This window comes from Jutongia sp. SJQ-6, from assembly GCF_054161275.1.
This window is the reverse complement of sequence record NZ_CP195314.1, coordinates 1,902,038-1,928,895: the sequence shown is the minus strand read 5'-3', so window position 1 is coordinate 1,928,895 and position 26,858 is coordinate 1,902,038. Positions and strand designations below refer to the sequence as shown.

The 26,858-nt window shown below is 43.4% G+C and carries 21 protein-coding genes, 5 tRNA genes and 1 pseudogene; 23 read left to right on the top strand and 4 right to left on the bottom strand.

The features are described from left to right. Positions 1-26: 26 nt before the first annotated feature. Positions 27-1,073, top strand: a complete 1,047-nt coding sequence (locus ACSAJE_RS08690; RefSeq protein WP_279220174.1) for a branched-chain amino acid aminotransferase — start codon at positions 27-29, stop codon at positions 1,071-1,073. 265 nt (positions 1,074-1,338) lie between these two features. Here ACSAJE_RS08690 and ACSAJE_RS08685 read toward each other — a convergent pair whose 3' ends face one another. Beyond that, a complete protein-coding gene (locus ACSAJE_RS08685) occupies positions 1,339-2,946 on the bottom strand; it encodes a DUF3794 and LysM peptidoglycan-binding domain-containing protein (RefSeq protein WP_182448269.1) in 1,608 nt (535 codons plus the stop codon). Between the two features lie 199 nt (positions 2,947-3,145). On the opposite strand from ACSAJE_RS08685, the gene ACSAJE_RS08680 reads away from it, so the two are divergent. Further along, entirely contained in the window at positions 3,146-3,598 is a 453-nt protein-coding gene (locus tag ACSAJE_RS08680) for a GNAT family N-acetyltransferase (protein WP_182448270.1), read from the top strand. A 78-nt stretch (positions 3,599-3,676) separates the two neighbouring features. Here the strand turns inward: ACSAJE_RS08680 and ACSAJE_RS08675 are convergent, their stop codons facing one another. Both ACSAJE_RS08675 and ACSAJE_RS08670 read right to left on the bottom strand, forming a co-directional pair. Further along, complete coding sequence (locus ACSAJE_RS08675; RefSeq protein WP_022026015.1) at positions 3,677-3,853, bottom strand: DUF4250 domain-containing protein; 177 nt, start codon at positions 3,851-3,853, stop codon at positions 3,677-3,679. Between the two features lie 13 nt (positions 3,854-3,866). Continuing rightward, positions 3,867-4,970: an undecaprenyldiphospho-muramoylpentapeptide beta-N-acetylglucosaminyltransferase gene (locus tag ACSAJE_RS08670; protein WP_118690723.1), complete on the bottom strand. Its 1,104-nt coding sequence runs from the start codon at positions 4,968-4,970 to the stop codon at positions 3,867-3,869. Between the two features lie 267 nt (positions 4,971-5,237). Between ACSAJE_RS08670 and ACSAJE_RS08665 the strand changes: the two genes are divergently transcribed. From ACSAJE_RS08665 to ACSAJE_RS08565, 21 genes and pseudogenes are all read left to right on the top strand, one after another. Continuing rightward, a complete protein-coding gene (locus tag ACSAJE_RS08665) occupies positions 5,238-5,819 on the top strand; it encodes a 2-oxoacid:acceptor oxidoreductase family protein (RefSeq protein WP_022026017.1) in 582 nt (193 codons plus the stop codon). A gap of 91 nt (positions 5,820-5,910) precedes the next feature. Next, positions 5,911-6,216, top strand: coding sequence for a 4Fe-4S binding protein (locus tag ACSAJE_RS08660; protein ID WP_022026018.1), 306 nt, complete (start codon positions 5,911-5,913; stop codon positions 6,214-6,216). Further along, positions 6,216-7,394, top strand: coding sequence for a pyruvate ferredoxin oxidoreductase (porA, locus tag ACSAJE_RS08655; RefSeq protein ID WP_118690722.1), 1,179 nt, complete (start codon positions 6,216-6,218; stop codon positions 7,392-7,394). The genes ACSAJE_RS08660 and porA overlap by 1 nt, the downstream gene beginning before the upstream one ends. A gap of 29 nt (positions 7,395-7,423) precedes the next feature. Next, positions 7,424-8,365 carry a thiamine pyrophosphate-dependent enzyme gene (locus ACSAJE_RS08650; RefSeq protein WP_458008836.1) on the top strand — a complete coding sequence of 314 codons (942 nt, stop codon included), beginning with the start codon at positions 7,424-7,426 and terminating at the stop codon, positions 8,363-8,365. Positions 8,366-8,435: 70 nt separating this feature from the next. Continuing rightward, entirely contained in the window at positions 8,436-9,326 is an 891-nt protein-coding gene (locus ACSAJE_RS08645) for a LysR family transcriptional regulator (RefSeq protein WP_118690786.1), read from the top strand. After that, positions 9,323-10,846, top strand: coding sequence for a leucine-rich repeat protein (locus ACSAJE_RS08640; protein ID WP_458008835.1), 1,524 nt, complete (start codon positions 9,323-9,325; stop codon positions 10,844-10,846). The genes ACSAJE_RS08645 and ACSAJE_RS08640 overlap by 4 nt, the downstream gene beginning before the upstream one ends. Positions 10,847-11,220: 374 nt before the next feature. Further along, positions 11,221-14,382 (top strand): isoleucine--tRNA ligase, encoded by a 3,162-nt coding sequence (gene ileS, locus ACSAJE_RS08635; protein ID WP_118506660.1) that lies wholly within the window; start codon positions 11,221-11,223, stop codon positions 14,380-14,382. Between the two features lie 213 nt (positions 14,383-14,595). After that, a pseudogene (locus tag ACSAJE_RS08630) lies at positions 14,596-15,021 on the top strand (response regulator); the annotation flags it as partial. Beyond that, positions 15,013-15,801 carry a helix-turn-helix transcriptional regulator gene (locus ACSAJE_RS08625; protein WP_458010062.1) on the top strand — a complete coding sequence of 263 codons (789 nt, stop codon included), beginning with the start codon at positions 15,013-15,015 and terminating at the stop codon, positions 15,799-15,801. The pseudogene ACSAJE_RS08630 and the gene ACSAJE_RS08625, both read left to right, overlap by 9 nt. Positions 15,802-15,807: 6 nt before the next feature. Further along, positions 15,808-17,304, top strand: a complete 1,497-nt coding sequence (locus ACSAJE_RS08620) for a sensor histidine kinase (RefSeq protein WP_458008834.1) — start codon at positions 15,808-15,810, stop codon at positions 17,302-17,304. A gap of 277 nt (positions 17,305-17,581) precedes the next feature. Then, positions 17,582-18,622, top strand: a complete 1,041-nt coding sequence (locus tag ACSAJE_RS08615) for an ABC transporter substrate-binding protein (RefSeq protein WP_118690717.1) — start codon at positions 17,582-17,584, stop codon at positions 18,620-18,622. 189 nt (positions 18,623-18,811) lie between these two features. Further along, on the top strand, positions 18,812-20,329 hold the full coding sequence (locus tag ACSAJE_RS08610; RefSeq protein ID WP_118506656.1) for a sugar ABC transporter ATP-binding protein: 1,518 nt from the start codon (positions 18,812-18,814) through the stop codon (positions 20,327-20,329). After that, the gene (locus ACSAJE_RS08605) at positions 20,322-21,383 is read left to right on the top strand and encodes an ABC transporter permease (RefSeq protein WP_458008833.1); all 1,062 of its coding nucleotides are present in this window, start codon (positions 20,322-20,324) and stop codon (positions 21,381-21,383) included. Before ACSAJE_RS08610 ends, ACSAJE_RS08605 begins: the two co-directional genes overlap by 8 nt. A gap of 1 nt (position 21,384) precedes the next feature. Then, positions 21,385-22,422 (top strand): ABC transporter permease subunit, encoded by a 1,038-nt coding sequence (locus ACSAJE_RS08600; protein ID WP_022026030.1) that lies wholly within the window; start codon positions 21,385-21,387, stop codon positions 22,420-22,422. Between the two features lie 34 nt (positions 22,423-22,456). Further along, a complete protein-coding gene (locus tag ACSAJE_RS08595) occupies positions 22,457-24,049 on the top strand; it encodes a xylulokinase (RefSeq protein ID WP_458008832.1) in 1,593 nt (530 codons plus the stop codon). Between the two features lie 39 nt (positions 24,050-24,088). Beyond that, positions 24,089-24,787 (top strand): L-ribulose-5-phosphate 4-epimerase, encoded by a 699-nt coding sequence (locus ACSAJE_RS08590; RefSeq protein WP_118690713.1) that lies wholly within the window; start codon positions 24,089-24,091, stop codon positions 24,785-24,787. Between the two features lie 288 nt (positions 24,788-25,075). After that, a tRNA-Pro gene (locus ACSAJE_RS08585) sits at positions 25,076-25,150 on the top strand. A gap of 59 nt (positions 25,151-25,209) precedes the next feature. Further along, positions 25,210-25,280, top strand: a tRNA-Gly gene (locus tag ACSAJE_RS08580). A gap of 7 nt (positions 25,281-25,287) precedes the next feature. Further along, positions 25,288-25,361 (top strand) — tRNA-Arg (locus tag ACSAJE_RS08575). A 13-nt stretch (positions 25,362-25,374) separates the two neighbouring features. Beyond that, positions 25,375-25,448: transfer RNA gene (locus ACSAJE_RS08570), tRNA-His, on the top strand. Between the two features lie 79 nt (positions 25,449-25,527). Beyond that, a tRNA-Gln gene (locus ACSAJE_RS08565) sits at positions 25,528-25,599 on the top strand. Positions 25,600-25,736: 137 nt separating this feature from the next. Here the strand turns inward: ACSAJE_RS08565 and ACSAJE_RS08560 are convergent. Continuing rightward, the gene (locus ACSAJE_RS08560) at positions 25,737-26,855 is read right to left on the bottom strand and encodes a transglutaminase domain-containing protein (protein ID WP_458008831.1); all 1,119 of its coding nucleotides are present in this window, start codon (positions 26,853-26,855) and stop codon (positions 25,737-25,739) included. Positions 26,856-26,858 lie beyond the last annotated feature (3 nt).

The following is a 26,858-nucleotide window of genomic DNA, read 5'->3' as shown; positions in this document are numbered from 1 at the left end:
GCAGACGCAGTTTGTCTGAAACGGATATTAGGAAAGGAAGTAATAATATGGCAAAGAAAGACATTGATTGGAACAATCTTGGATTTGGTTATGTAAAGACAGATAAGCGTTATGTATCCAACTTCAAGAATGGCGCATGGGATGATGGTGCCTTGATTGAGGATGACCAGATCACCATGAGCGAGTGTGCCTGTGTATTGCAGTATGCGCAGACAGTATTTGAAGGATTAAAGGCATACACAACAGAGGACGGTCATGTCGTGTGCTTTCGCCCTGACCTAAATGCACAGCGTTTGGCACAGTCTGCAGCAAGACTTGAGATGCCGGTATTCCCGGAGGATCGTTTTGTGGAGGCTATTGCTAAAGTAGTTGAGGCAAATATAGATTATGTACCACCATATGGATCTGGAGCAACCTTGTACATCCGTCCATATATGTTTGGTAGTGATGCTGTTATCGGTGTAAAACCGGCGAGTGAATATCAGTTTCGTGTATTCACGACTCCTGTAGGACCATACTTTAAGGGTGGCGCAAAGCCAATTACTATCCGTGTTTCGGATTTTGACCGTGCAGCACCTCATGGAACAGGTAATATCAAAGCTGGTCTGAACTATGCAATGAGCTTGCATGCAATTGTAGATGCACATAAGAATGGCTTTGATGAGAATATGTATTTGGATCCTGGTACACGTACTAAGGTCGAAGAGACCGGTGGAGCTAACATTCTTTTTGTAACCAAAGATAATAAATTAGTTGTACCAAAATCAGATAGTATTCTTCCATCTATTACAAGACGTTCATTGGTAACAGTGGCTAAGGATTATCTTGGATTAGAGGTTGAGGAGAGAGAAGTTCTTTTTGAAGAAGTGAAAGACTTTGCAGAATGTGGACTTTGTGGTACAGCAGCCGTTATTTCTCCGGTTGGAAAGATTGTTGATCATGGTAACGAGATATGCATGCCAAGTGGTATGGATGAGATGGGACCGATCATGACAAAATTACGTGAAACATTGACTGGTATCCAGATGGGTCATATTGAAGCACCGGAAGGATGGATCAAGGTTATCAAGTAATAAATACATAAAAAGTGATAGGGGCCAATGGATTCATTCTGTTTCTGTTATGTGAGCAGAGACAGAATGTGATCCGTTGGCCTTTTGTTGTTTTGTGTCATGCTGATGTAGCGTGATCCGTTGGCCTTTTTTTGTTTCGTGTCATGCTGATGTAGCGTGACCCGTTGGCCTTTTGTTGTTTCGTGTCATGCTGATATAGCGTGATCCGTTGACTCTTTATTATTCTGAGATATGCTGATAGGCTTTTAAGTTATGTTTCGCAACACTAAAGAATACCGTCTGTTTGCTTTAAGAGGATCAGTTTGTCACCGGGAGTGACAGCATCAGACTCTAATTCATTGATTGTGCGAATGTCATTTGTGGTGGTGCGGAACAGTTTGGCAATATCCCATAGTGTATCGCCGGTTTGTACTACATAACAAACTAATCCCGGCATTTGTTGAAAGGTTTCCATGTCAATTTCATGCTCTTCGATGTCAGTCACAACATCGTTACAGCATTCAGTAAAGACGAGAACACAGAGATTTAATACAAGTTTAGCTTCCAGTTCTTCACGGTCGAGCATGAGTACATTGATACTGCTGATGTCGGTCTGCAGTTCGTAATCATCTTCCGGAGAAATGCCGCGTACTTCAATGGTATGTTGAAAAGGAATGCTTGCCTGCAATACGTTTAGCGGATGCAGATCATCTTCGGTGATATATAGGATATCCAGTTCTACTGCACCTTCGATAGAGATACCATCCGTGACAATGGTTTGTTCATCAATTTGGATCGTTCCGGTAGCGTTGCATATTTGCAAAATGTTGTCCTTTTCGGGATTGACTTTGATGTGGTCCGAAACACGTACTGCACTCTGATTTTTGAGCAATAATTGTTTGGCATGCGAATTGCTCTTAGTCAAACGAAGATCACAGGAGGTGGAGTAGGCGTCCTGCAAGCAGTCGAAATGTTCTTCTTCATAGAACTTGATATCCAGCAGCAAAGAAAGTTCTACATCAAAGATGCGCATTTCGCCGTCTTCATCGCTGCGGCATTCCAGTGATTTTTTGCCGGGAACAATTTCAATATCAGCAACCATATCTTCGTGGCAGCCACTACAAGAGACGATGCCGTCAAATGGCAATTCAGTTTCAAAATATTCCAAATTGCGCTCATCATCTTCGGGGGTGTATAAAACAAATATCAGAAGATCGCCGGTGATCCGGATACCGTCATCAACGAGCCTTGTTGCAAGACCCTGCGTGGATAGCTCATAGTACAATACATTTTCACAACTTGGTTTTCCCTTCGGCAGCGAGGTTTCATCTTTGATCCGAAACAGATCTTTTTGGTGGGAGGTCATTGTGGTAACGGACATAGGTGCCAGTTGTTGTTCAACACCGGCCGGCGGGGTGGGATCGCCCATCTCTGCCTGCACTGCATCGTCCGAAACAATGCCGGTTCCGATGGCGAGTATGTGTTCCTCTTCCTGGCAGCAATGAAGACTTAGGATTGCACGAACGCTGATCTTGCGCGAGTTGATGAGACTGGCTCGGCAGTCCTCCAAATCATAATGACAGTGAACTTCCTGATCTGGGTTGGCGTTCTCTAAATTGATGCTTTCCTCAAAAGGAATCTGTCCCTGCATAGTATGTATTTGGCGAAAATCCACGTCGCTTAAATAAAGGAGGGAGAAGCTTAATTGACCGCGAATAATGGCGCGATCTGTCTCAGCTGAGGTTTCTTGTACATGGATCTCCCCCTGGATTTTAATGATGTGTTCAATATCGGGCTTGCTGTCAGGTACATTAATGTCATCCTCGAGCGTCAACTGCATATCGCTGTGACAATTTTTCAGACTGGTGCGGATTTGCCTGGTCATGAGTTTCATAGGTGCTTTCTCCCTTTCCTGCATTGAAATCAATTTGCGTCCGCAGAACACTGTTTTGCGGCAAGTGTCTTATGCGGAAACTATTACTATTCTCATTGTATGCATCCGGAGTGTAAAATAGACAATATATTTGGGGACTTGTGAAAAGATTATGATTGCGATACACTGTAGGCATGAGTATACAGAAAAGAGGATGACTATGAAATCTACAATTACATTTACAAATAATATCACGGTAGAAAATTATAATGCACTGCGTGCGGCAGTTGACTGGATACAAGTCACAGAAAAACGTGCATCTATTGCATTGCAGCACTCTTTTTATTTGTGTGTTGCGATGGATGGAGAACGTCCTGTAGGAATGGCACGTATTGTCAGTGATGGTGGATATACATATTTTATTACGGATGTCATTGTGCATCCGGACTATCAAGGGTATCATATTGGGACAGAACTGATCGGCAGAGTGTTGGATTACATTCAGAAAGATGTGATGGACGGTGAAACGGTTATGGTCAGCCTGATGGCAGCATATAAAAGGGACAGCTTTTACCACCGCTTCGGGTTTCATAGCCGTCCCTTTGGAAATCACGGATCAGGAATGTCCATGTGGGTTTCACGCGACATTTCCGGTAAGATCATTACTGCGTAATGCTTGCTTATGACAAGTCCGCTACTGCCTAATGTTTGCGCATAGTAACGGCATGTTCCGCTACTGCCTGACGCTTTATTATACAAATTGATTCCTGGCAGGATCATATTGATAATCAATTCCGGCAAGTGTTTTGCACAAGGTTTCCTGCTCAATACTCAGGGACTTGCACATTTCCTCCAAAGAGGGATAGAAGTCCCTAAGCTGGGTGTTGACGTAACTGAGTAATATCATTGGATCATTTGGTAGTGCCATAGTTTCGTTATCCTCATTTCTGTTTTCTGTTCAGACGGCGGTTATGCTTACGCGCCTCATTGATCAATCCCACGATTTTTTCAATGGAATTATTCAACTGACTTTTGTCCATGGCGTGAATATATTGTTCTCGGTTCGTGTACACGTCATTTACCGTCTTCAGCAATAATTCGTTGGTCACATCTTTTTCCTGTATTACAACGCTGTAACCGGACTTTTCAAAAGAAGCAGCATTAAGGATCTGATCGCCGCGGCTGGCTTCAGCAGACAGCGGGATTAAAATGTTCGGTTTGCGCAGTGCCAAAATTTCACAGATTGCATTTGCGCCGGCACGAGAGATTAAAATATCGGCAGCGGCCATAAGGTCTCTTAATTCCGGTCCGATATATTCATATTGAGCATATCCTTTTGTGTCGTTTAGCGAGTCGTCTAATTTGCCCTTACCGCACAAATGGATCACATGAAACTTTTGCAACAGTTCCGGCAATATGCCTCGGACAGCATCGTTGACTGCTACGGCACCAAGACTTCCACCCATAATCAGAAGAACCGGTTTTGTATCATCAAAACCACAGAATGCAAGACCTTTTTCACGACTTCCCTTAAATAACTCCTGGCGGATCGGGGAGCCGGTTAGTACAGCCTTTTCTGCCGGAATATGCTTCATCGTTTCTGGAAAGTTAGTGCATACGCGGTGCGCACATGGAATGCAGATCTTATTGGCAAGACCCGGTGTCATATCAGATTCATGGATCACGCAGGGAATGTGACGAAACTTTGCTGCCAATACGACAGGGACAGACACAAATCCACCTTTGGAAAACACAACATCCGGCTTGATTCTGCCCAATAATCGAATTGCCTGACCGAGACCTTTTACTACCTTAAAAGGATCACTTAAGTTTTTGACATCAATATAACGTCTAAGTTTACCACTGGAAATCCCGTAATAAGGGATCCCCTGCTCTTTGATCAATGTGCGTTCAATTCCCTCATAGGAACCAATATAATGTACATCGTACCCTTGTTTTTTAAGCTCAGGGAGTAATGCAATATTCGGGGTGACGTGGCCGGCTGTGCCGCCACCGGTAAGTACGATTTTTTTTACTTTGCTCATAAATATCCTCCTTGCTCTGCGGTAAAAATGCGATAGTACGGCTTATGAATATGTGATAACAGCCGCTTCATATATGTGCAGACACTATTACCAATAGTATACCAGTATCAAGAAAACTCGCAACAGGTGCGCAGGTGAATTTTATTCATCTGCAAAGTGAAAGAAAAGAAACTTTCTCGCTTTACTTTTTCGATACACCCTATATAATAGTATTGTTGAGAAAAAATGAACAATTACATGAAAAATATTCACGAGACGGAGGACACCATGAAGAATGGAATAGAAATCAGATGGCATGGCAGAGGTGGACAGGGTGCTAAGACTGCAGCACTTTTGCTGGCAGATGTTGCGTTTAAGACAGGACAGAATGTGCAGGGATTCCCGGAGTATGGTCCGGAACGTATGGGGGCGCCGATCACAGCGTACAACCGTATCAGTCAGGATGTGATCCGCGTTCATTCAAATATTTACCATCCGGATTATGTGGTCGTTGTGGATGAGACGCTGTTAGAGTCTGTTGACGTCACAGCAGGTCTTAAGAAAGAGGGTGCGATCATTGTAAACACACCAAAGTCTAAAGAGGAGATCATGGAGCATCTCAAAGGATATGAAGGTGATGTGTACACTGTGGATGGTCGTAAAATTTCGGTGGATGCGTTGGGCAAGAATTTTCCGAATTCACCGATGTTAGCTGCTATTGTTGCAGTCAGCAAGGTGATGCCTCGTGACAAATTTATTACAGAGATGCGGGCATCTTATGAACATAAATTTGCAAAGAAGCCGGAAGTGATCGATGGTAACATGAAAGCACTGGAAATGGCGTTTGATGCGGTAGAAGCATTGATGTAGGCGACAGCACTGCGAATGTAGAAAGAAAGCATCAGCAACACAGCCTGCAGCATCAATAAAATGAATAGAGTTTAAGATAGGAGAACAAGAGATGAGAACCGATATTACCAAAATCAATGAAAAGACACCTCATCAGGATCTGACAGAGGGATTGATGGTATTTGCCGGTGGTACGTCCAAACTGTTTAACACAGGAGAATGGCGTACTAACACGCCGGTATATGTAGCTGATAAATGCAAACAGTGCCTGCTGTGCACACCGACTTGTCCGGATGGATGTATTCCGGTTGTCGATGGCAAGCGTCTGGCATTTGATATGGATCATTGCAAAGGATGTGGTATTTGCGCAAATGTATGTCCATTTGGAGCAATTGAGATGAAGGAGGGAAATGTATAATGGCGATCAAAGAACGTATGTCAGGTAACGAGGCGGTTTCCTATGCGATCCGTCAAGTCAACCCGGATGTTATGCCGGCTTTCCCGATCACGCCATCCACGGAGATTCCGCAGATGGTATCTACTTATATTGCGAATGGGGAAATGGATACAGAGTTTATTCCGGTAGAGAGTGAGCATTCCTCCATGAGTGCAGCCATTGGTTCTGAGGCAGCAGGAGCAAGAAGCCTGACGGCAACATCTTCCGCTGGATTGGCGTTGATGTGGGAGGAACTTTTATTAGCAGCATCAAATCGTCTGCCGCTAGCACTTACTTTGGTCAACCGTACCTTATCCGGCCCGATCAACATCAACTGTGATCACTCCGATGGAATGGGCGCAAGAGATACCGGCTGGATCCAAATATATGCAGAAAATAATCAGGAAGCGTATGACAATTTTATTCAGGCGTATCCAATTGCGGAAGACACCAGAGTACATTTGCCGATCATGATCTGTCAGGATGGTTTCATCACCAGTCATGCGGTGGAAAATATTATGTTGTTAGAGGACGAGCTGGTAAAAGACTTTGTTGGCGAGTATGAGCCGGAAGAGTTTTTGCTCAACCCGGGCAAGCCGATCGCAGTTGGACCATATTCAGTCAGCAACTATGCAATGGAAGCTAAGAAAAATCAAGAAATTGCAATGGAAAATTCCAAAGAAGTCATTCTGGAAGTTGCCAAAAAATTTGCGGCAATGTCTGGCAGAGAATATGGATTATTTGAGGAGTACCGCACAGAAGATGCTGATTATATCATATTGATCATGGGTTCAGCAGCAGGAACGGCAAAAGAGGCAGTGGATGAACTGCGTGAGCAAGGGAAAAAAGTTGGTGTGTTAAAGCTTCGTGTTTTCCGTCCGTTCCCAGCAGAGGAAATCGCAAAGGCACTCAAAGGCTGCAAGGCAGTGGCTATTTTGGATCGTTGTGAAAGCTATAACGGTAACAATGGACCGCTCGGTCAGGAAGTAATGGCTGGATTATTCCGCGAGAAGGTAATGATCGAGGCAGTAAATTATATTTACGGACTGGCAGGAAGAGATTTTACCATATCTGATGCAAAAGCTGTATTTGAGGAAATTACGGATCTGGTAGAAAATGGCAAGGAAGTTCCGCAGCATCAGTACATCCGTTTACGTTAACAGTATGAAAAATAGAATGGAGAACGACAATGAGTGATTATACATTAAAAACGATGATGAACAAGCCGGAGCGTTTGGCACCGGGACACCGTATGTGTGCGGGTTGTGGAGCGACGATTGCTGTTCGTGCCGTACTTCGTGCTCTGCATGAGGGAGATCAGGCAGTGATCGGTAACGCAACAGGATGTTTGGAGGTATCTTCTTTCATGTATCCGTATACGGCATGGGAAGACAGCTATATTCATAACGCATTTGAAAATGCCGGAGCTACGTTGAGTGGTGTTGAGACAGCATATAAAGCATTAAAAAAACGCGGTAAACTGCCGGAAGATGTTAATTATAAATTCATCACTTTTGGTGGCGATGGTGGAACTTATGATATTGGTTTCCAATCGTTATCCGGTGCAATGGAGCGTGGGCATGATATGGTATATGTCTGCTATGACAACGGAGCGTATATGAATACCGGTATTCAGCGTTCTTCGGCGACACCGATGTATGCAGATACAACGACAACGCCGGTTGGCAAGCAGTCAAATGGTAAAATGCAGAATCGTAAAGATCTGGCAAGTATTATTGCGGATCATGATGTCCCATATGTGGCACAGACAACCTTTACCACAAATTTTCAGGATATTCACCGCAAAGCAGAAAAGGCAATTTACACAGAAGGTGCTTCTTTTCTCAATGTAATGACGCCGTGTCCAAGGGGATGGCGTTATGATGCGGCAGAAGTGATGAAGATATGCAAATTGGCAGTAGAAACATGTTATTGGCCGTTGTTCGAGGTAGATCATGGTAAGTGGATCTTATCTTATGAGCCTAAGAAAAAATTGCCGATTGAGGATTATCTTCGTGAGCAGGGACGTTTCAAGCATTTGTTCAAAAAAGGCAATGAGCATTTGATCGAGCAATTTCAGGAAGAAGTTGACAGACGTTGGGAAGATTTGCAGTTTAAGTGTTCCAGATAGTTGTGTGTGGATCTGAGATAGAACTCACAGGAAACGACAGCCAAGCTGGAACGCAGAAATGGAAACGGCTATGACTTTATTAATGTATCAGGTATTAAAAACAGTGACGGAACAGGGGAGCTTTCGTAAAGCAGCAGAATTACTGGGGCTGACGCCATCTGCGATCAGTCACGCGGTTGCTTCACTGGAAGGAGAACTTGGATTTCCGGTGCTTAACCGTAGCAAATCCGGCGTCACATTGACAGATTATGGGGAGCGTCTGCTCCCCTATGTTAACGCAGTGTTAAATAGCAACGAGAGTTTACAACAGAAAGTGGCGCAGTTTAACGGCTTAGAACAGGGAACCGTTAAGCTGGGCTGCTTTTCCAGTACTTGTACTAATTGGATCCCGGATATTTTGCATTCGTTTCATAAACTTTATCCGGGAATTGTGATAGAAGTACTTCAAGGAACGTATGACGATGTGGTATACTGGATCAAGAACGGTGTGGTGGACATGGGATTTTTGTCGGCATCAAGTGCAGGTGACCTCTCCATTGTCCCATTGTACAAAGATCCGCTGCTGTGCGTTATGCCCCAAAATATGGAGCGGCACGGCGATGGTGAATACATTGGGATTGACGAGATGAAGACGTATCCGTTTGTAGCGCAGCGGGAGTCTACAGATGCAGATATACAGAACTTTTTGAAAGGAAGTGATCTGGATGTACATGCCAAGTATCATGTTGTAGATGATCTTGCCATGGTATCTATGGTTGCGCATGGATTCGGAATATGTATTATGCCGGAAATGGTCATGAAAGACATTCCATATGAGGTGAAATGCTATCCGATCAAGCCTGAAGCATACAGAATCGTTGGACTCGCCACACAGAACTCGGAGTTTATGGCTCCGGCAGTCAGCACAATGTATCAATATATTATTGAACATTACAAACAGAAAGACGAGGTAGATGTATGAAACAGTGGGAGAAATTAACGGCGTGGCTGGTGGTATTTGCGCTGGTTGCCGGTTTAGTCGGTAGAAGCGCCTTCGTGCAGGTGAGTGCAGCAGAGGAAAACAGCGATTTTGCGTATGTTGTCAATGAGGATGGAACGGCAACGATCACCGAAGTGAAAACCAATGCGGCAGATGTGATCGTTCCGGCGGTGATCGATGGACATACCGTAACGGCGATCGGAAGTCATACGAGCGAATGGTCAACAACGCCGGCGGGCGCGTTTGAGAGCAAATGGCAGGCTGTGAATGTCTATTTGCCGGATACGATAACAAGTTTTGCAGACAGAGCCTTTGCTTCTTGTGCGGTAGAACATATATATCGATATGATCCTGCACAAATATCAGCAGAAGATATTGTCAGCAGCGGTTCGGCATTGGGTGTGCCAATGCAGCTTAAGACAATGGGAAGTCATTGCTTTGATAATAGCCGGTTGAAAGAAGTTCAGATTGATGCACAGGTGGACAGTATTGGAGATGGTGCCTATGCTACGATCGCAGCGCTTAGCAGCGTGACACTCGGCAAGACCGGACGTATTGGAACAATCGGTAAAAATTGTTTTCAAAATTCCGGAGCACAGACGCTTAACTTTTATTTCTATGGAAGGGTAGATGCGATTGGTGCGAATGCGTTCGAGGGTTCGGGCGGTATTCAGGATTTTTATATGGAAGATGTCGGGATCGTGGGAACAGAAGCATTTAAGAATTGTCACATCAACACAATGACACTCAAGGGTTCGTTATCGGCGATCGGTGATCGTGCCTTTATTGGATGTGGCAATTTGGACAAAGTGACAATACAGTCTTCTACACCATATACCATTGGAAAATATGCCTTTACTTGTGCATCGATTAAAGAGGTGACATTTTCAGATGGTCTTAGTTCGGTGGCGGAAGGAACTTTTTCCGGCTGCGGCAAACTGTCTAAAGTGTATTTGCCAACGACATTAAAAGAAATTGAGAAAAATGCCTTCGAGAATGTATCGACGATCACAACGATCACGATCAATGATACTGCCAAAGTTGATGATGAAGCCTTTAAGGGAGCGGGTGGCACAACTTGGGGTGCCCTGGACCGTTTGAACAATCAGTCTGTCAAAAAGATCGTGGCAAAGGCATTGCATCGAAATCTGAAGACGCCGCTGCCAAAGGTTGCCAAGGCATCGCTTAAGAAAGCCAAGGCTGTAAAAAACAAAAAGAAGGCAAATCTTAAATGGACAAAGAGCAAGAACGCAAATGGATATATTGTGTACTGCAAGGTTGTTAAGAAAGGCAAAAAAGCCGGTAAGATTGCGTGGAAAAAGGTAAAGACGGTCAAAAAGCCGAAGACAACCAAGTGCACGGTAAAGATAAGTGCCAAACAGCGTAAAGTATTAAAAAAGAAGGGAAAGATCTATTACAGCGTGCGTGCTTACAAAAAGGTAACCGTAAATGGCAAGAAAAAGACCATTTACAGCGTGTATTCTCAGAAAAAACTGAAATAGTTCATTGTCCCAGCTCAAATGGAGCCGACAATGGCATATATTTGTAAAAAAGCAGAAATAGCCTTGACAAAGAAAAAATCGCACAGTATTATTAAGGTTAGATTACAAAGACGATGACGAAGACAGTAGCCTTAGGGGAAATGTTTCAGAGAGTCCGGGGGAGTGTGAGCCGGACACGGAGTATCCTATGATCGCGAACATCACTTCCGAGTTGCGGCTGGAACGGATCACAGATCTCAGTACAAACCGTCGGTGCCCACCGTTACATGGGTCATGCATAGATTATTGTGCAGCAGAATAGGTGGTTATACGAAATTACAGCTTTCGTCCTGTTTGGGGACGGAAGCTTTTCTTTTTGAGGAAAGGAGAACACAATGTATCAAAAAGTATCAACAGACTTAAATTTCGTTGACAGAGAGAAAAATGTTGGCGAATTTTGGCGCAACCAAAAGATTTTTGAAAAATCCATGAAAGCACGTGAAGGAAATCCAACCTACACGTTTTATGATGGACCGCCTACCGCAAATGGTAAGCCGCATATCGGTCACGTTCTGACTCGTGTTATCAAGGATATGATCCCTCGTTATAAGACGATGAAGGGTTACATGGTACCACGTAAAGCGGGATGGGATACTCACGGACTTCCGGTTGAGCTGGAAGTAGAGAAACTGCTTGGCTTAGATGGCAAAGAGCAGATCGAAGAGTATGGTATGGAGCCATTCATTAAGAAATGTAAAGAATCTGTTTGGAAATACAAAGGTATGTGGGAGGACTTCTCCGGCACGGTTGGATTCTGGGCTGATATGGACAACCCATACGTTACGTATGACGATAACTTTATTGAGTCTGAGTGGTGGGCACTCAAAGAGATCTGGAATAAGAAGCTATTATATAAGGGCTTTAAGATTGTTCCTTACTGTCCAAGATGTGGTACACCACTGTCTGCACAGGAAGTGGCACAGGGTTATAAGTTAGTGAAAGAACGCTCCGCTATCGTGCGTTTCAAAGTGACTGGCGAGGACGCTTATTTCCTGGCTTGGACGACAACACCTTGGACGCTGCCATCTAACGTTGCGCTTTGCGTAAACCCAGAGGATACTTATATTAAAGTAAAGGCAGCAGACGGTTATACGTACTATCTTGCAGAAGCATTAGCAGACAACGTATTAGGAAGCCTGGCAGATAAAGACAGTGATACACCTGCTTATGAGGTGCTTGAGACTTATAAGGGAAGCGATCTGGAGCGCAAGGAGTATGAGCCATTGTATGCTTGTGCCAAAGAGTGTGCAGACAAGCAGCACAAGAAAGGTTTCTTCGTGACTTGTGATACTTATGTAACCATGTCCGATGGTACCGGTATCGTGCATATCGCTCCTGCCTTTGGTGAGGACGATGCCAATGTTGGAAGAAACTACGATCTTCCATTTGTACAGTTTGTTACAGAGAAAGGTGAGATGAGCGCAGAGACGCCATTTGCCGGACTTTTTGTAAAGAAAGCAGATCCGGAAGTGTTGAAAGATCTGGATGCGAAAGGACAGCTTTTTGCAGCACCGAAGTTTGAACATGATTATCCACACTGCTGGAGATGTGACACACCACTTATTTACTATGCACGTGAGTCTTGGTTCATCAAGATGACAGAAGTGCGTGATGATCTCGTGCGCAACAATAATACCGTAAATTGGATTCCGGAGTCGATCGGAACCGGACGTTTCGGTAACTGGCTGGAGAATATTCAGGACTGGGGTATTTCCCGTAACCGTTATTGGGGAACACCATTAAATATTTGGGAATGTGAAGGCTGCGGCAAGCAGGAGTCCATCGGAAGCCGTGCAGAGCTCGCTGAGCGCAGTGGTAATCCGGAAGATGCCAAAGTAGAGCTTCACCGCCCATATATTGATGCCGTTACATTTACCTGCCCGGACTGTGGTAAGACAATGAAGCGCGTACCGGAAGTGATCGACTGCTGGTTTGATAGTGGAGCAATGCCGTTTGCACAGCACCATTATCCATTTGAGAATAAGGATCTTTTCGAAAAACAGTTCCCGGCTCAGTTTATTTCTGAGGCAGTAGACCAGACCCGTGGATGGTTCTATTCTTTGATGGCAGAGTCTACCCTGCTCTTTAACAAGGCACCTTATGAGAACGTTATCGTCCTTGGACATGTACAGGATGAAAACGGTCAGAAGATGAGTAAGTCTAAGGGAAATGCAGTGGATCCGTTCGATGCACTTGAAAAATACGGCGCAGATGCGATCCGCTGGTATTTCTATATCAATAGTGCACCGTGGCTGCCGAACCGTTTCCATGGCAAAGCAGTGCAGGAAGGACAGCGTAAATTCATGGGTACTCTTTGGAATACCTACGCATTCTTCGTATTATATGCTAATATTGACAACTTTGATGCGACAAAATATACATTGGATTACGATAATCTTGCCGTTATGGATAAGTGGCTGTTGTCACGTTTGAACAGTACGGTTCAAGCTGTGGATGATAATTTAGCAGCTTACAAGATTCCGGAAACTGCCAGAGCATTGCAGGAATTTGTGGATGAGATGAGTAACTGGTATGTAAGACGTTGCCGTGACCGTTTCTGGGCAAAGGGCATGGAGCAGGATAAGATCAATGCATACATGACATTGTATACAGCACTTGTAACCATTGCCAAAGCTGCAGCACCAATGATCCCATTTATGACAGAGGATATTTACCGTAATCTTGTATGCTCATTGGATGCAAGTGCACCGGAAAGTGTACATTTATGCGACTTCCCTGAGGTGCAGAAAGAGCATATCGACAAGAAGCTTGAGGCAGATATGGAAGTTGTACTCGAGGCAGTTGTACTTGGACGTGCATGTCGTAACACTGCCAATATCAAGAACCGTCAGCCGATCGGTAAGATGTTTGTCAAAGCAGATGCGGCGTTGTCACAGTTCTACCTTGACATTATCAAGGACGAGCTTAACGTCAAGGAAGCAGAGCTTACCGAAGATGTCAGTGCACTCACGACCTACAGCTTTAAGCCACAGCTTAAGACGCTGGGACGTCGTTTTGGCAAAAACATCAATGCGGTTCGTGAAATCCTTGCAGGATTGGACGGACAGGCTGCTATGGCAGAATTGAAAGAGAAAGGCACTCTGACGATCCAGGTAGAGGGCGTTGACGAAGCACTCGCTGAAGAAGATCTGTTGATCGAGGCTGCACAGATGGAAGGCTATGTATCTGACAGTGATCACGGAGTAACTGTTGTACTGGATACGAACCTGACTCCGGAACTGTTAGAGGAAGGTTTTGTGCGCGAGGTTATCAGTAAAGTACAGACCATGCGTAAAGATGCCGGATTCGAGGTGATGGATCACATTCAGTTGTACGTTAAGGACAATGACAAGGTGAAAGACATCGTGCAGAAGAACGAGGAAAGCCTTTGTTCAGATGTTCTGGCGGATGGCGTAACCTATGATGAAGTTTCCGGATTTACCAAGGAATGGAGCATCAATGGTGAGAAAGTTACGCTCGGTGTAGAGAAGAAATAATGTGTTATATTCTTGAATAATACTTGCATTATTTTTCGTTTTATGTAAACATAAAGAAGGGCAAACAGTGATGACAATGTTATATGTATATGACATTGACAGAAGCGCTTGCCCTTTTGTAGTATAAACAATAAAGTATATGAGACAAGACAGGTGACGTAATAGAAGAATAGCCGCAGGTTGATCGATAAAGAGTAGGGAAGGGTGATGTATATGATTAAGGTTTTTTTAGTGGAAGATGAGGTGGTAATTCGCGATGCGATCAAGAATAGTATTGATTGGGAACAGGAGGGCTATGAATTTGTTGGGGAGGCAAGCGATGGGGAACTTGCATTGCCAATGATCTTGAAAGAAAAGCCGGACATACTTATCACAGATATTCGTATGCCGTTTATGGATGGGCTGGAGTTAAGTCGTCTTGTCAAAAAAGAGCTGCCGGACACGAATATTATTATTCTTAGTGGATATGATGAGTTTGAATATGCAAAAGAGGCGATCAAGATAGGGGTTGAGGAGTATTTGCTGAAACCAATCTCTTCCAATGTATTGTTGGAGCATTTAGGGGAGGTGGCTTCCAAAATTCATGAAAAACAGAAGGAATATGAGCAACGAGAACGACGTATTCGTGAAATGCGCGAAAAATATCTTTCATTTCAAAAGAAGGATCGTGACGATAACATCAATTCCATCAAGAGTTCAGACGCGGATTTTGATATTAATAGTGTAGATGATCTTAAAGAAATACAGGATGCGATCGCAGACTTTTTGAGCGAAGGAAGCCCTGAGGACGTCCCTCATTTTGTTGAGGCGTTACTGGACAAGATGCCAAGAGAGCATTTTCGTTCTATAATATTACGGCAATATGTTATTGTAAACATCTTTGCCACGGTAACTTCTTTTTGCAAAAAATTTGAAGATAAGGTGGAGAAGACTCAGACAGAAGAGATTGCACATTTGCAGGAATTAAAAGATCGTGAAAAATTGCTTCGGGAGGCATTGGCAACTGCAGAGTCACAGGAAGACATTCAAACATACATGACACAGCTTTTGGCGAATGCATTGGAAGTGCGCAATACAGTAAGTGACAGGAGATATTCAGATGTTATTCTTGCGGCGCAAAAGATCATAAAAAAACAGTATATGTCAGAAGACATTTCGCTGAATACAGTTGCAGCAGAAGTGGGGATGAGCGCCAGCTATTTTAGTACGATCTTTAGCCGTGAAATGAATCAGACATTTGTTGAATATTTAACAGAGATACGCATGAATAAGGCAAAAGAGCTGCTTACCTGTTCGTCTCTTAAAACTGCAGAGATTGCATTTGAAACGGGATATCGAGATCCTCACTATTTCAGTTCGCTGTTCAAGAAGACACAGGGGTGTACACCGAAGGAATATCGCGCATCAAGAAAGGGGTGATTGTCCGTGAAGTGGCGAAGATATAATCAACTATCCATCAACAAGCGCTTGATCATGATTCCGTTTGTTGCGATCATGCCCATGATAGTTCTTGTGTGCTATCTGGTGTGGACGGTATCCAGTGCAACTGCAGCATATGCCGGCATTAATAAAAATGTGGAGCGAGCCAATCAGTATGTACGTGATTTTAAGGAACGAATTGATTACACCATGTATCTGTCCGTGATTCGGAACAAAAGCATAAATGAGCTGGATATTGGAAAAACGACAATCAATGGTATTGTTACAGTGAATCCATATGATTATATTGAAGAGTTAAAAACTGTTTGTGATGAGTTGTCGGAATCTGCTACAGTAGATATCAATCGCAATCAGATCAAACGCCTGAAAAATTCCTTAAAATCCTTAAAAAAGAATGTTGCAGAGTTAGAATATAATATCAAAAATAATGAATTGTACGATGCCAACATGAAATATTTGGATGACAACATCTATGAATTGACTGCCTTGATCCAATCAGGCATACAAAATTATATTTATATAGAAACAACCAACTTTGAGGAGGTAAAAGAAGCGCTGGATAAAAATAATGAAAGAACGATCTTGCTTTGCATGATTACAGCGATGGTCGTGACGGCATTATCAATCTGCCTGTCTGCACAGGCGACCAAAAGCATTATTGTTCCGATACGCAAATTATGCAAGATGACAAGTAAAGTGGCAGAGGGAGATTTTACAGCTAAGACAAAAGTGAATACCAAGGATGAGATTGCAGTGCTGGCACACAACTTTAACGACATGACGAAGGAGATTGGTCATTTGGTGGATGATATGCAGCACAATCATGAAACGCAGCGGATATTGGAGAGTAAACTGCTTCAGGCGCAGATCAATCCGCATTTTTTGTATAATACATTAGATACTGTCGTGTGGATTGCGGAAGCAAAGCAAAATGATCAGGTTGTGGCGATTGTGACTTATTTGTCAGAATTTTTCCGAACAACACTTAGCAAGGGACAGGACATTATTACGATTTATGATGAGAAGCGGCATATTGAAAGTTATCTCAAGATCCAGCAGTTCCGATATCAAGATGTATTAGAGTACAGTATTGATATCGAGGAGAAATTGTATGAGGTAAAAATCCCCAAACTATTATTGCAGCCCTTGGTAGAAAATGCATTGGTGCATGGGATTCGTAATAAGAGAGGCAAAGGGCACTTGTCGGTTCGGGGTTACTTTCAAGAAAATGATGTGATCTTTGAAGTGGAAGATGATGGAAAAGGAATGAACAAAGAGGAACTGGAAGCATTGATCCACGGTATGGATCATGATTCCGGTGCTGACAGACAAAGTGGATTTGGGGTGGCAAATGTAAATCAGAGAATACATATTTATTATGGTGAGCAGTATGGAATCAGCTATGAAAGTCATCCCGGAGAAGGAACGCTTGTCCGTATACAGGTGGCGGATCACGTGTCAGAGGTTCCGGTGATACAGTGACAAATATCATGTGTCATTGTGAAAAGAAGACTATGGGGATGGGGTGGTCGAAAAAAATTCCACTTTTTTTAAAAAAAATCTCCCTTATTCTGTTTGCAAAGAAAAAATCTCAACCAAAACAAAATGATATTCTGTATGCGAATGGTGAAAAAAACAGTATTCTATATATACAAGTTACAGATGAGACTGCAATACATAAAACTGTTTGCCCGATGGTTACTGATTGCTAAACATCTGAAATAGAACGTCAAATTAACGAGATAAGGAGGATACGCTTATGAAAAAGAAATTACTCGGACTGGCTCTTTTAGGAGCAATGATGGCAACGTTGTTAGTTGGATGTGGTTCATCCGGAGGGAAGAAAGGTGATACGAAAGATGATGTGATCACCGTTGGATTTTCTCAGGTTGGTGCAGAATCTGATTGGAGAACAGCTAACTCAGAATCAATGAAATCAACATTTAGTGAGAAAAATGGTTACAAATTGATTTTTGATGATGCTCAGCAGAAACAAGAAAACCAGATCACAGCAATCCGCAACTTTATCCAGCAGGAAGTTGATTATATCGTACTTGCTCCGGTAACAGAATCCGGATGGGATCCGGTTTTGAAAGAAGCAAAAGATGCAGATATCCCGGTAATCATTGTAGATCGTATGGTAGATGTATCAGACGATAGCCTTTATACTGCATGGGTTGGCTCAGACTTCAAACTGGAAGGTGAAAAAGCATGTGCTTGGCTGAAGGCTTACACAGAAGCTAAAGGCATGAAGGAAGTAAACATTGTTGACATTCAGGGAACAATTGGTGCTTCTGCACAGATTGGCCGTACAGAAGCCTTAAATGAAGCTGTAAAAGCCAATGGCTGGAATCTTCTTGCACAGCAGACCGGTGAATTTACACAGGCAAAAGGTCAGGAAGTTATGGAGTCTATGTTGAAACAATATGACAATATCAATGTTGTATATTGCGAAAACGATAATGAGGCATTTGGTGCCATCAATGCAATTGAAGCTGCAGGGAAAAAAGTGGGACCGGATGGAGATATTTTGGTAATGTCCTTTGATACGACAAAGGCTGGTATCACAGATACACTGTCTGGCAAGATCATCTTAAATACAGAGTGCAATCCACTTCATGGACCACGTGTAGAAGAGATCATTAAGAAATTAGAAGCGAATGAAAAGGTTGATAAGAAAGCTTATGTTGATGAAGGAATTTTTGCTCACAGCGATGATGTGACAACAGTAAAAGCGGGAGACAAAGATTTTGATGTTACCAAGGTAACACAGGATGTGATCGATAAGAGAGCTTATTAATTGACAGCAGCTTCAAAATAAGCAGAAAAAAATAAGCGGCGTGGTGGACAACCGGCAGATGCCTAAGGTTACTGCCACGCCCTTTTTGCGCAATTTTTCAGGACGGATCGTACGGAAAAATAATGCAAAGGTACAAAACAAATGGCACGGGAAAATAAATCATAAACAGTAGAAAGTGGGTGAATCTTTATGGAAAACAATGTGGTATTAAGTATGCATGACATTTCCAAAACATTCCCTGGTGTAAAAGCATTACAACATGTAGATTTCACACTTCGTAAAGGTGAAATTCATGCGTTGATGGGTGAAAATGGAGCGGGAAAGTCAACATTGATCAAGGTGCTTACCGGAGTACATTCCTTTGAGAGCGGTGAGATTTTGATGGCAGGATCAGATGGAGCGATCATTAATCGATCTCCGCAGGAAGCACAGGAACATGGAATCAGCACGGTATATCAGGAAGTGAATCTGTGTCCGAACCTGACGGTGGCAGAAAACTTATTTATCGGCAGAGAACCTAAAAAACTTGGAATGATCGATTGGCATACAATGAATAAAAAATCGACAGCATTGTTAAAAAGTTTATCGATCGATGCACGAGCAACGGACAAATTGGAAGAGTGCTCTATCGCAAAACAGCAGATGATCGCAATAGCCAGGGCGGTTGATATGAAATGTCAGGTATTGATCTTGGATGAACCAACATCATCACTGGATGATGAAGAAGTAGAAAAGTTGTTTGTATTGATGCGTAAACTGAAAGATCAGGGAGTAGGAATTATCTTTGTTACACATTTTCTGGAACAGGTGTATGAAGTATGTGACAGAATCACCGTATTAAGAAATGGACATTTGGTGGGAGAATATCCGGTGAAGGAATTGCCTCGTGTGGAATTGGTTGCTAAGATGATGGGCAAAAATTTCGATGATCTTGCAGATATTAAAGGAGATCATAAAAAGCTGGAACAGTATATTCCGGTTGTGGAAGCGGAGCAGGTTGGCCGAAAAGGCAGCATTCGTCCATTTGACTTTACCGTCAATAAAGGTGAAGTGGTAGGACTTACCGGGCTTTTGGGGTCGGGGCGCTCTGAACTGGTTCGTGCAATATATGGTGCTGACAAACCGGATGGTGGCACGATCAAAGTAAATGGCAAAGAAGTTAAGATCAAATCACCGCTTGATGCAATGAAGCTGGGAATGGCATATTTGCCGGAAGACCGCAAAAAAGATGGCATTTTGGCAGATCTGTCGGTGCGTGAAAACATGATCATTGCACTTCAGGCAAAGAAAGGTATGTTTCATCCGATGAGCCGAAAGGAAATGGAAGAGGCAGCAGATAAATATATCGATCTGCTTCAGATCAAGACAGCGAGCCGTGAGACACCGATCAAGAGCCTGTCTGGTGGTAATCAGCAAAAGGTGATCATTGGACGTTGGTTATTGACTGATCCGGACTATCTTATTTTGGATGAGCCGACGAGAGGTATTGATATTGGTACGAAAACGGAAATTCAGAAATTGGTGCTTGATCTCGCAGATCAGGGAATGGCAGTAACTTTTATTTCTTCTGAGGTGGAGGAGATGCTTCGTACTTGCACAAGAATGGGAGTTATGCGAGATGGTAAAAAGGTAGGAGAAGTTGCCGGAGATGAATTAACACAGGAAAATATCATGAAGGCAATAGCGGGAGGTGACAACAATGAGTAATGTAAAAGAAAAGATAAAGGCAGTCACATCAATGCGCTTGTTTTTGCCAATCGTTTGTTTAATTGCTGTGTTGTTGGTCAATCTGATCACGACACCGGGATTTTTCAAGATCTCAATTAACAATGGCGTATTGTATGGCTATGTTGTAGATATTGTAAACCGAGCATCGGAGCTTGTTATATTGGCAGTTGGCATGACATTGGTTACAGCGGCTTCCGGTGGACAGGATATCAGCGTAGGCGCTGTGATGGCGGTGGCAGCAGCAGTTTGCTGCCAGATATTATCCGGTGGAAAGGTGTCGGTCGATGCGTTGGCGGCACCACTTGCTTTAGGAGTTGTAGCTGCACTGTTAGCCTCTGCATTATGTGGAGCTTTCAATGGATTTTTGGTAGCAAAGCTTAACATCCAGCCAATGGTGGCTACATTGATCTTGTTTACGGCAGGGCGCGGCATTGCACAGCTCATTACATCCGGACAGATCACTTATGTAAGAGTTGGTTCCTACAAAGTGTTTGGTGGTTACATTGGCAAAATTCCAGTGCCGGTGCCAATCTTTTTAGCGATCATCGTTGTACTTTTAGTACACTTAGTGCTTAAGAAGACAGCGCTTGGGTTATATATCGAGAGCGTCGGGATCAATGGAACGGCATCTCGCTTGGTAGGACTTAATTCTACAATGATCAAATTTGTAACGTATGTGATCTGTGGCTTAATGGCAGGAATCGCCGGAGTGATCGCTTCCAGTAGAATCTATTCGGCAGATGCAAATAACATTGGCTTGAACCTAGAGATGGATGCCATCTTAGCGGTTGCTCTTGGCGGCAATGTATTGGGCGGTGGAAAATTTAGTCTGATGGGATCAGTGATCGGCGCCTATACAATTCAGGCATTGACTACGACATTATATGCAATGAATGTTAAAGCGGATCAGTTGCCGGTATATAAGGCAATCGTAGTTATTATCATTGTCACATTACAAAGCCCTGTATTCAAAAGCTTTATCAACAAGCAACGTGCAAAGAGAGCGGCAGCTATAGCGGAAGGGGGTAAATAATATGAAGTTTTTACGTAGAAATGAAGAATCCAAACGATCTATTAATAGCAATACCTTTCTTCTGTTTATCACGATCGGCCTGTTTGCGGCAATGTACATAGCAGGAATGATCATATTTGAGGATAAGGGATTTGCGAAACCACAGATGTTTTTGAACTTATTTATCTCCAATGCAGGTCTTTTGGTCATTGCTGTTGGACAGACCATTGTAATGATCACCGGTGGTATTGATATTTCGGTAGGCTCGGTAACTGCCCTGGTATGTATGGCGGTTGCGAATCAAATGGAACATCATGGAATGAATGCCTATATGGCGGTTCTCTTGGCACTGTTCATTGGTGTCGCCTATGGCGTGGTGCAAGGATTTTTGATCTCCTATCTTGAGATACAGCCTTTCATCGTCAGCTTGGCAGGTTTGTTCTTTGGACGTGGTTTGACGTCCATGATCAGCACGGAAATGATCTCAATCAAGAATAAAACATTTCTTGCATGGGCCAATTATAAGATCTATCTGCCAATTGGTTCGTACAGCAGGCGTGGAAAATTCTTGCCGGCATATATTTATCCAACCGTTATTATTGCATTGCTGATCGTCATTATCGTCGCGGTCATCATGAAGTATACTAAATTTGGCCGTGAGGTATATGCAGTAGGTGGAAATGCGCAGAGTGCCATGATGATGGGATTAAATGTACGCAAAACAAAGTTTAAGGCATATCTTCTGAATGGACTTTTGGCAGGATGTGGTGGATTCCTGTTTTGCCTAAATAGCTGTTCTGGCTTTGTGGAGCAGGCTAAGGGGCTTGAAATGGATGCCATTTCCGCATCTGTCATCGGAGGAACCTTGTTAAGTGGAGGTGTTGGTACACCGTTTGGAACAATTTTTGGTGTATTGATCAAAGGTTCGATATCCAGCTTGATCACTACACAGGGATCACTTTCCAGCTGGTGGGTTCGCATTGTGTTATCAGCACTGCTTTGCTTCTTTATTGTATTACAGGCTGTGTTAGCACACATGAAAAGAAAGAGAGCCAATTAACGAGAGTTGGTATTAGAGGAAGGGATGGTTTTCTATGGACGAGATCAAAAAAAGAATAGAAGAAGGAAGAACAACGCTTGGTATCGAATTTGGTTCGACCAGAGTAAAAGCGGTCTTGGTAGATGAGACATTTCAACCTATTGCGTCTGGTAATTATCGCTGGGAAAATCAATTGGTAGACGGTTATTGGACATATTCTCTGGAAGAGATCATAACAGGTTTGCAGGAAAGTTATCAGAACCTGGTGTTGGAAGTGCAGAAAAAATATGGCGTGGTTCTGACGAAAATCGGTGCGATTGGTTTTAGCGCAATGATGCACGGATATATGGCATTTGACAAGGAAGATAATTTGTTAGTACCATTTCGGACTTGGCGCAATAGCACAACAGAAAAGGCGGCAGCAGAATTAACGAAATTGTTTGGGTTTAATATTCCTGAACGATGGAGTATAGCTCATTTATATCAGGCGATTTTGAATGAAGAAGATCATGTAAAAGATATTTCATACATTACAACGCTGGCGGGATACCTTCATTGGCGGCTGACAGGGGAAAAAGTGATCGGGATCGGCGATGCTTCCGGTATGTTTCCAATTGATGTTGATACGAAGCAATATGATCAGGAGATGATTGCGCAATTTGAGCAATATATTTCCGGAAAAGACTATTCTTGGCATTTGTCAGATGTTTTGCCAAAGATTTTGCTTGCCGGAGAGCAGGCGGGAGTTTTGACAGAAAAGGGAGCTAAGCTATTAGATCCTAGCGGGACACTGTTGGCTGGAATACCGCTTTGTCCACCAGAGGGAGATGCCGGTACGGGCATGGTAGCGACTAACAGCGTGCGTGTGCGAACCGGTAATGTATCGGCTGGAACATCTGCTTTTGCTATGGTTGTCTTGGATAAACCAATAGAAAAAGTATATCCGGAAATTGACATTGTAACAACACCGACCGGAGAGGCAGTGGCTATGGTACATACCAATAACTGTACTTCTGATATTAATGCTTGGATCGAAGTTTTTGGTGAAACGTTGAAATGCTTTGGTGTTGAAGCTACAAGAGAAGAGATTTTTGATAAACTATTCCGGGTTGCAATGGCGGGAGATGCAGACTGTGGAGGATTGTTGTCCTATGGATATTACTCTGGAGAAAACATCACCAAATTATCCGAAGGCAGACCTTTGTTTGTGCGAACACCGGAAAGTAAATTTACACTTGCCAATTTTATGCGGATGCATTTGACAAGTGCTTTAGGAGCGCTCAAGGTTGGCATGGATATTCTCTTGAAACAGGAAAAAGTAAATTTGGAGCAGATTTTAGCGCATGGAGGTTACTTTACCACGAAAGGTGTAGGACAAAAACTGCTTGCCGCAGCGCTTGGTACACCTGTGTCAGTCATGGAAACGGCAGGTGAAGGCGGCCCTTGGGGTATGGCGATCTTGGCAAGATATATGATAGACAGAGGTGAGGTTGAATCGTTAGCTGCCTATTTAGATCATTATGTATTTGCAGAAGCTGTTGGAAGCACAGAACAGCCGGATCCTGATGCAGTAAAGGGCTTTGAAACGTTTATTGCCAGCTATAAACAGGGACTTGGTGTAGAACAGAAAGCTGTAGAGATAATGTAAGGTGTTACATATCGCCTGGATGGAAAGTGAGGGAATGAGATGTTAGAACAGCTAAAACAAGAAGTGTATGAGGCAAATATGTTGCTTCCTAAATATCATCTGGTGACATTTACATGGGGAAATGTTAGTGGTATTGATCGTGAAAAGGGATTATTTGTCATCAAACCAAGCGGTGTGGATTATGACAAATTGACTCCCGACAGCATGGTAGTTGTTAATTTGGAGGGTGAGGTGGTAGAAGGAGATTACCGTCCATCTTCCGATACACCTACACATGTGGTGCTATATAATCGTTTTCAAGAGATTGGTGGCGTGGTACATACACACTCACCGTGGGCAACAAGCTGGGCGCAGGCTGGCAGAGGAATCCCGTGCTATGGCACAACACATGCGGACTATTTGTATGGACAAGTTCCGTGCGTGCGTACCCTCACGAAAGAAGAAATTGAAACTGCTTATGAAAAAAACACGGGAGTGCTTATCGCAGATGAGTTTGAACGCTTAGCAGTGGATTATATTGCAACACCGGCAGTGCTTTGCAAAAATCATGGTCCATTCACGTGGGGAAAGGATGCGAAAGAGGCAGTGCACAACGCAGTAGTCTTGGAAGAAGTTGCCAAAATGGCGGCACGTTGTGAGCAGATCGATCCGAAGGTAAATCCTGCACCCCAAGAACTGCAAGATAAGCATTATTACCGCAAACATGGTAAAAACGCATATTATGGTCAGAGCAAGTAAAGTAATAGATTCAAACTTCGCACATCCGAAGCTTGAGTAATGGATGAAAAATCCATACAAAAATATCCCTTGCATATCGGCTATCGCATAACCTTCTCAGATGCTACTGCATTATGTTTTCCCCGAATAAAAACCGGTATGCAGGGGGATAAAATATACGCAAACCTAGTAAATATGCGGGTTCCAGGACTTTAGAAAAAAAGTTGCAAAAAAAATAAAAAAAGTGTTGACATTTTGGTGCCATGGTCATATAATATTACTTGCGTCACGGGAAAACGGAAAGTGATTCGGGGTGTGGCACAGTTTGGCTAGTGTACCTGATTTGGGATCAGGGGGTCGCAGGTTCGAATCCTGTCACCCCGACTAGTGACGCTTTACATACATTTTAATATAGGGAAGCATTTTGGAGCTTTCCAATTTATGCGGGTGTAGTTCAATGGTAGAACACCAGCCTTCCAAGCTGGATACGTGGGTTCGATTCCCATCACCCGCTCTTATACGTGTCAATAGCTCAGCTGGATAGAGCAACGGCCTTCTAAGCCGTAGGTCGGGGGTTCGAATCCCTCTTGACACGCTTTACATGTATGGTGGGTATAGCGCAGTTGGTTAGCGCGCCAGATTGTGGCTCTGGAGGCCCTGGGTTCGAATCCCAGTATCCACCTTTTATCCTTGTTAGAGAGCTAGCAAGGATTTTTTTCTAACAAGGGAAGAATTTGCAGAGGCTTCTTCCTATATAATGATGGGCTATCGCCAAGCGGTAAGGCACAGGACTTTGACTCCTGCACTCGTGGGTTCGAATCCCGCTAGCCCAGTAATAAAAAGAGCATCATGCCAAAATGGCATGGTGCTCTTTTTCACGAGCTCGCGCGTCTGCACGCGCGAGTCGTGAGATCGGTCTCCGCTCTGCTCCGGTCGGTGCAAGGGGGATATGTTAAAAGATGGAAGGTGGTTATTTCTGTGTAATGACTAGCACATTTCCTTCAGATTCTTTCATTACATTCCACAGAAACTGCTTTGAGGTGCCGTCACTATAAAGGAATTGCAGATCTTTCACCGTCACATTACGTTTACCGATATAAGCTTCGTACATCGTGCGATTGTCAGTCAGTAATGCTTTCTTGGCAGCTTTCTTATATTTTTTCCAACTTGTAAAGCGCTGCTTGCTGCGGACATAAAAGTTCATTTTGGTGGCAGTCATCGTCGGATAATAAGAGGCATTAAAATGATGGCTGCTTTTGATATAAGAGTCTGTCACATTAAAATAGGTATGTATGATGCGCCTTTTGCGGTCCGGCGTCGGATCATCCCAAGTAGCATCCAGGTGATACCAGTCATTGCCCAATTTCACGAGATTCCATGCATGAGCCATAGAACCATTGGCGTCGGTTGCCGTTCCGTAAATGTATTTGGATGTGATTCCAGAGCAGGTAAAGAGCAATTGCAACGCCTGCGCATAGCCGTCGCAGACTGCTTCGTGATTGACGAGTGCGCCATAGGCCTCATATACGTCTGATGAGGTAGAATGCGTACTATAATGGCATTGTTTTACCAAATGATCGTGCAGTGCCAGTTCTTTTTGGTAATCCGTCATCGACGGTTTGATTTTTGCTTTCAAAACGGCGTTTACCACTCGATAAAGACGTTTTGCTTTTGTCTCGTTGTTGGGGATGGCTTTGTGCTGCATAATCGCTGCATAGACATAGTAAGCGGGTTTGAGTTGTATTTTAATCGTTGTTTTCGGTGCCAGACGGTTGTTCGTTGTTTCCTGATAGTTGGCAGAGCCAAAAGTAGGATCGATATAGGAATTAATGTCTTGGATCTGTGAAGGGTCAAGCCTGGTCGTATAAAAGGAAAAGGAACCTGAGCCGGACAAGATCTCCTCTTCCAGCCTTGCTGCGATCTGCTTTATATTAGAATAGGTTTCTAATTGTTCGTTCGCTGTAGGAATGATCTTCTTACAGAATTGCTCATTTTGCGTAAAGAGAATCAAAAAAGCAGCAATTCCAATACATATCAGATTTCTTGTTAGCCGTAAAATCGGAGATGTATTAGAACGCTGCCTCATCATAAT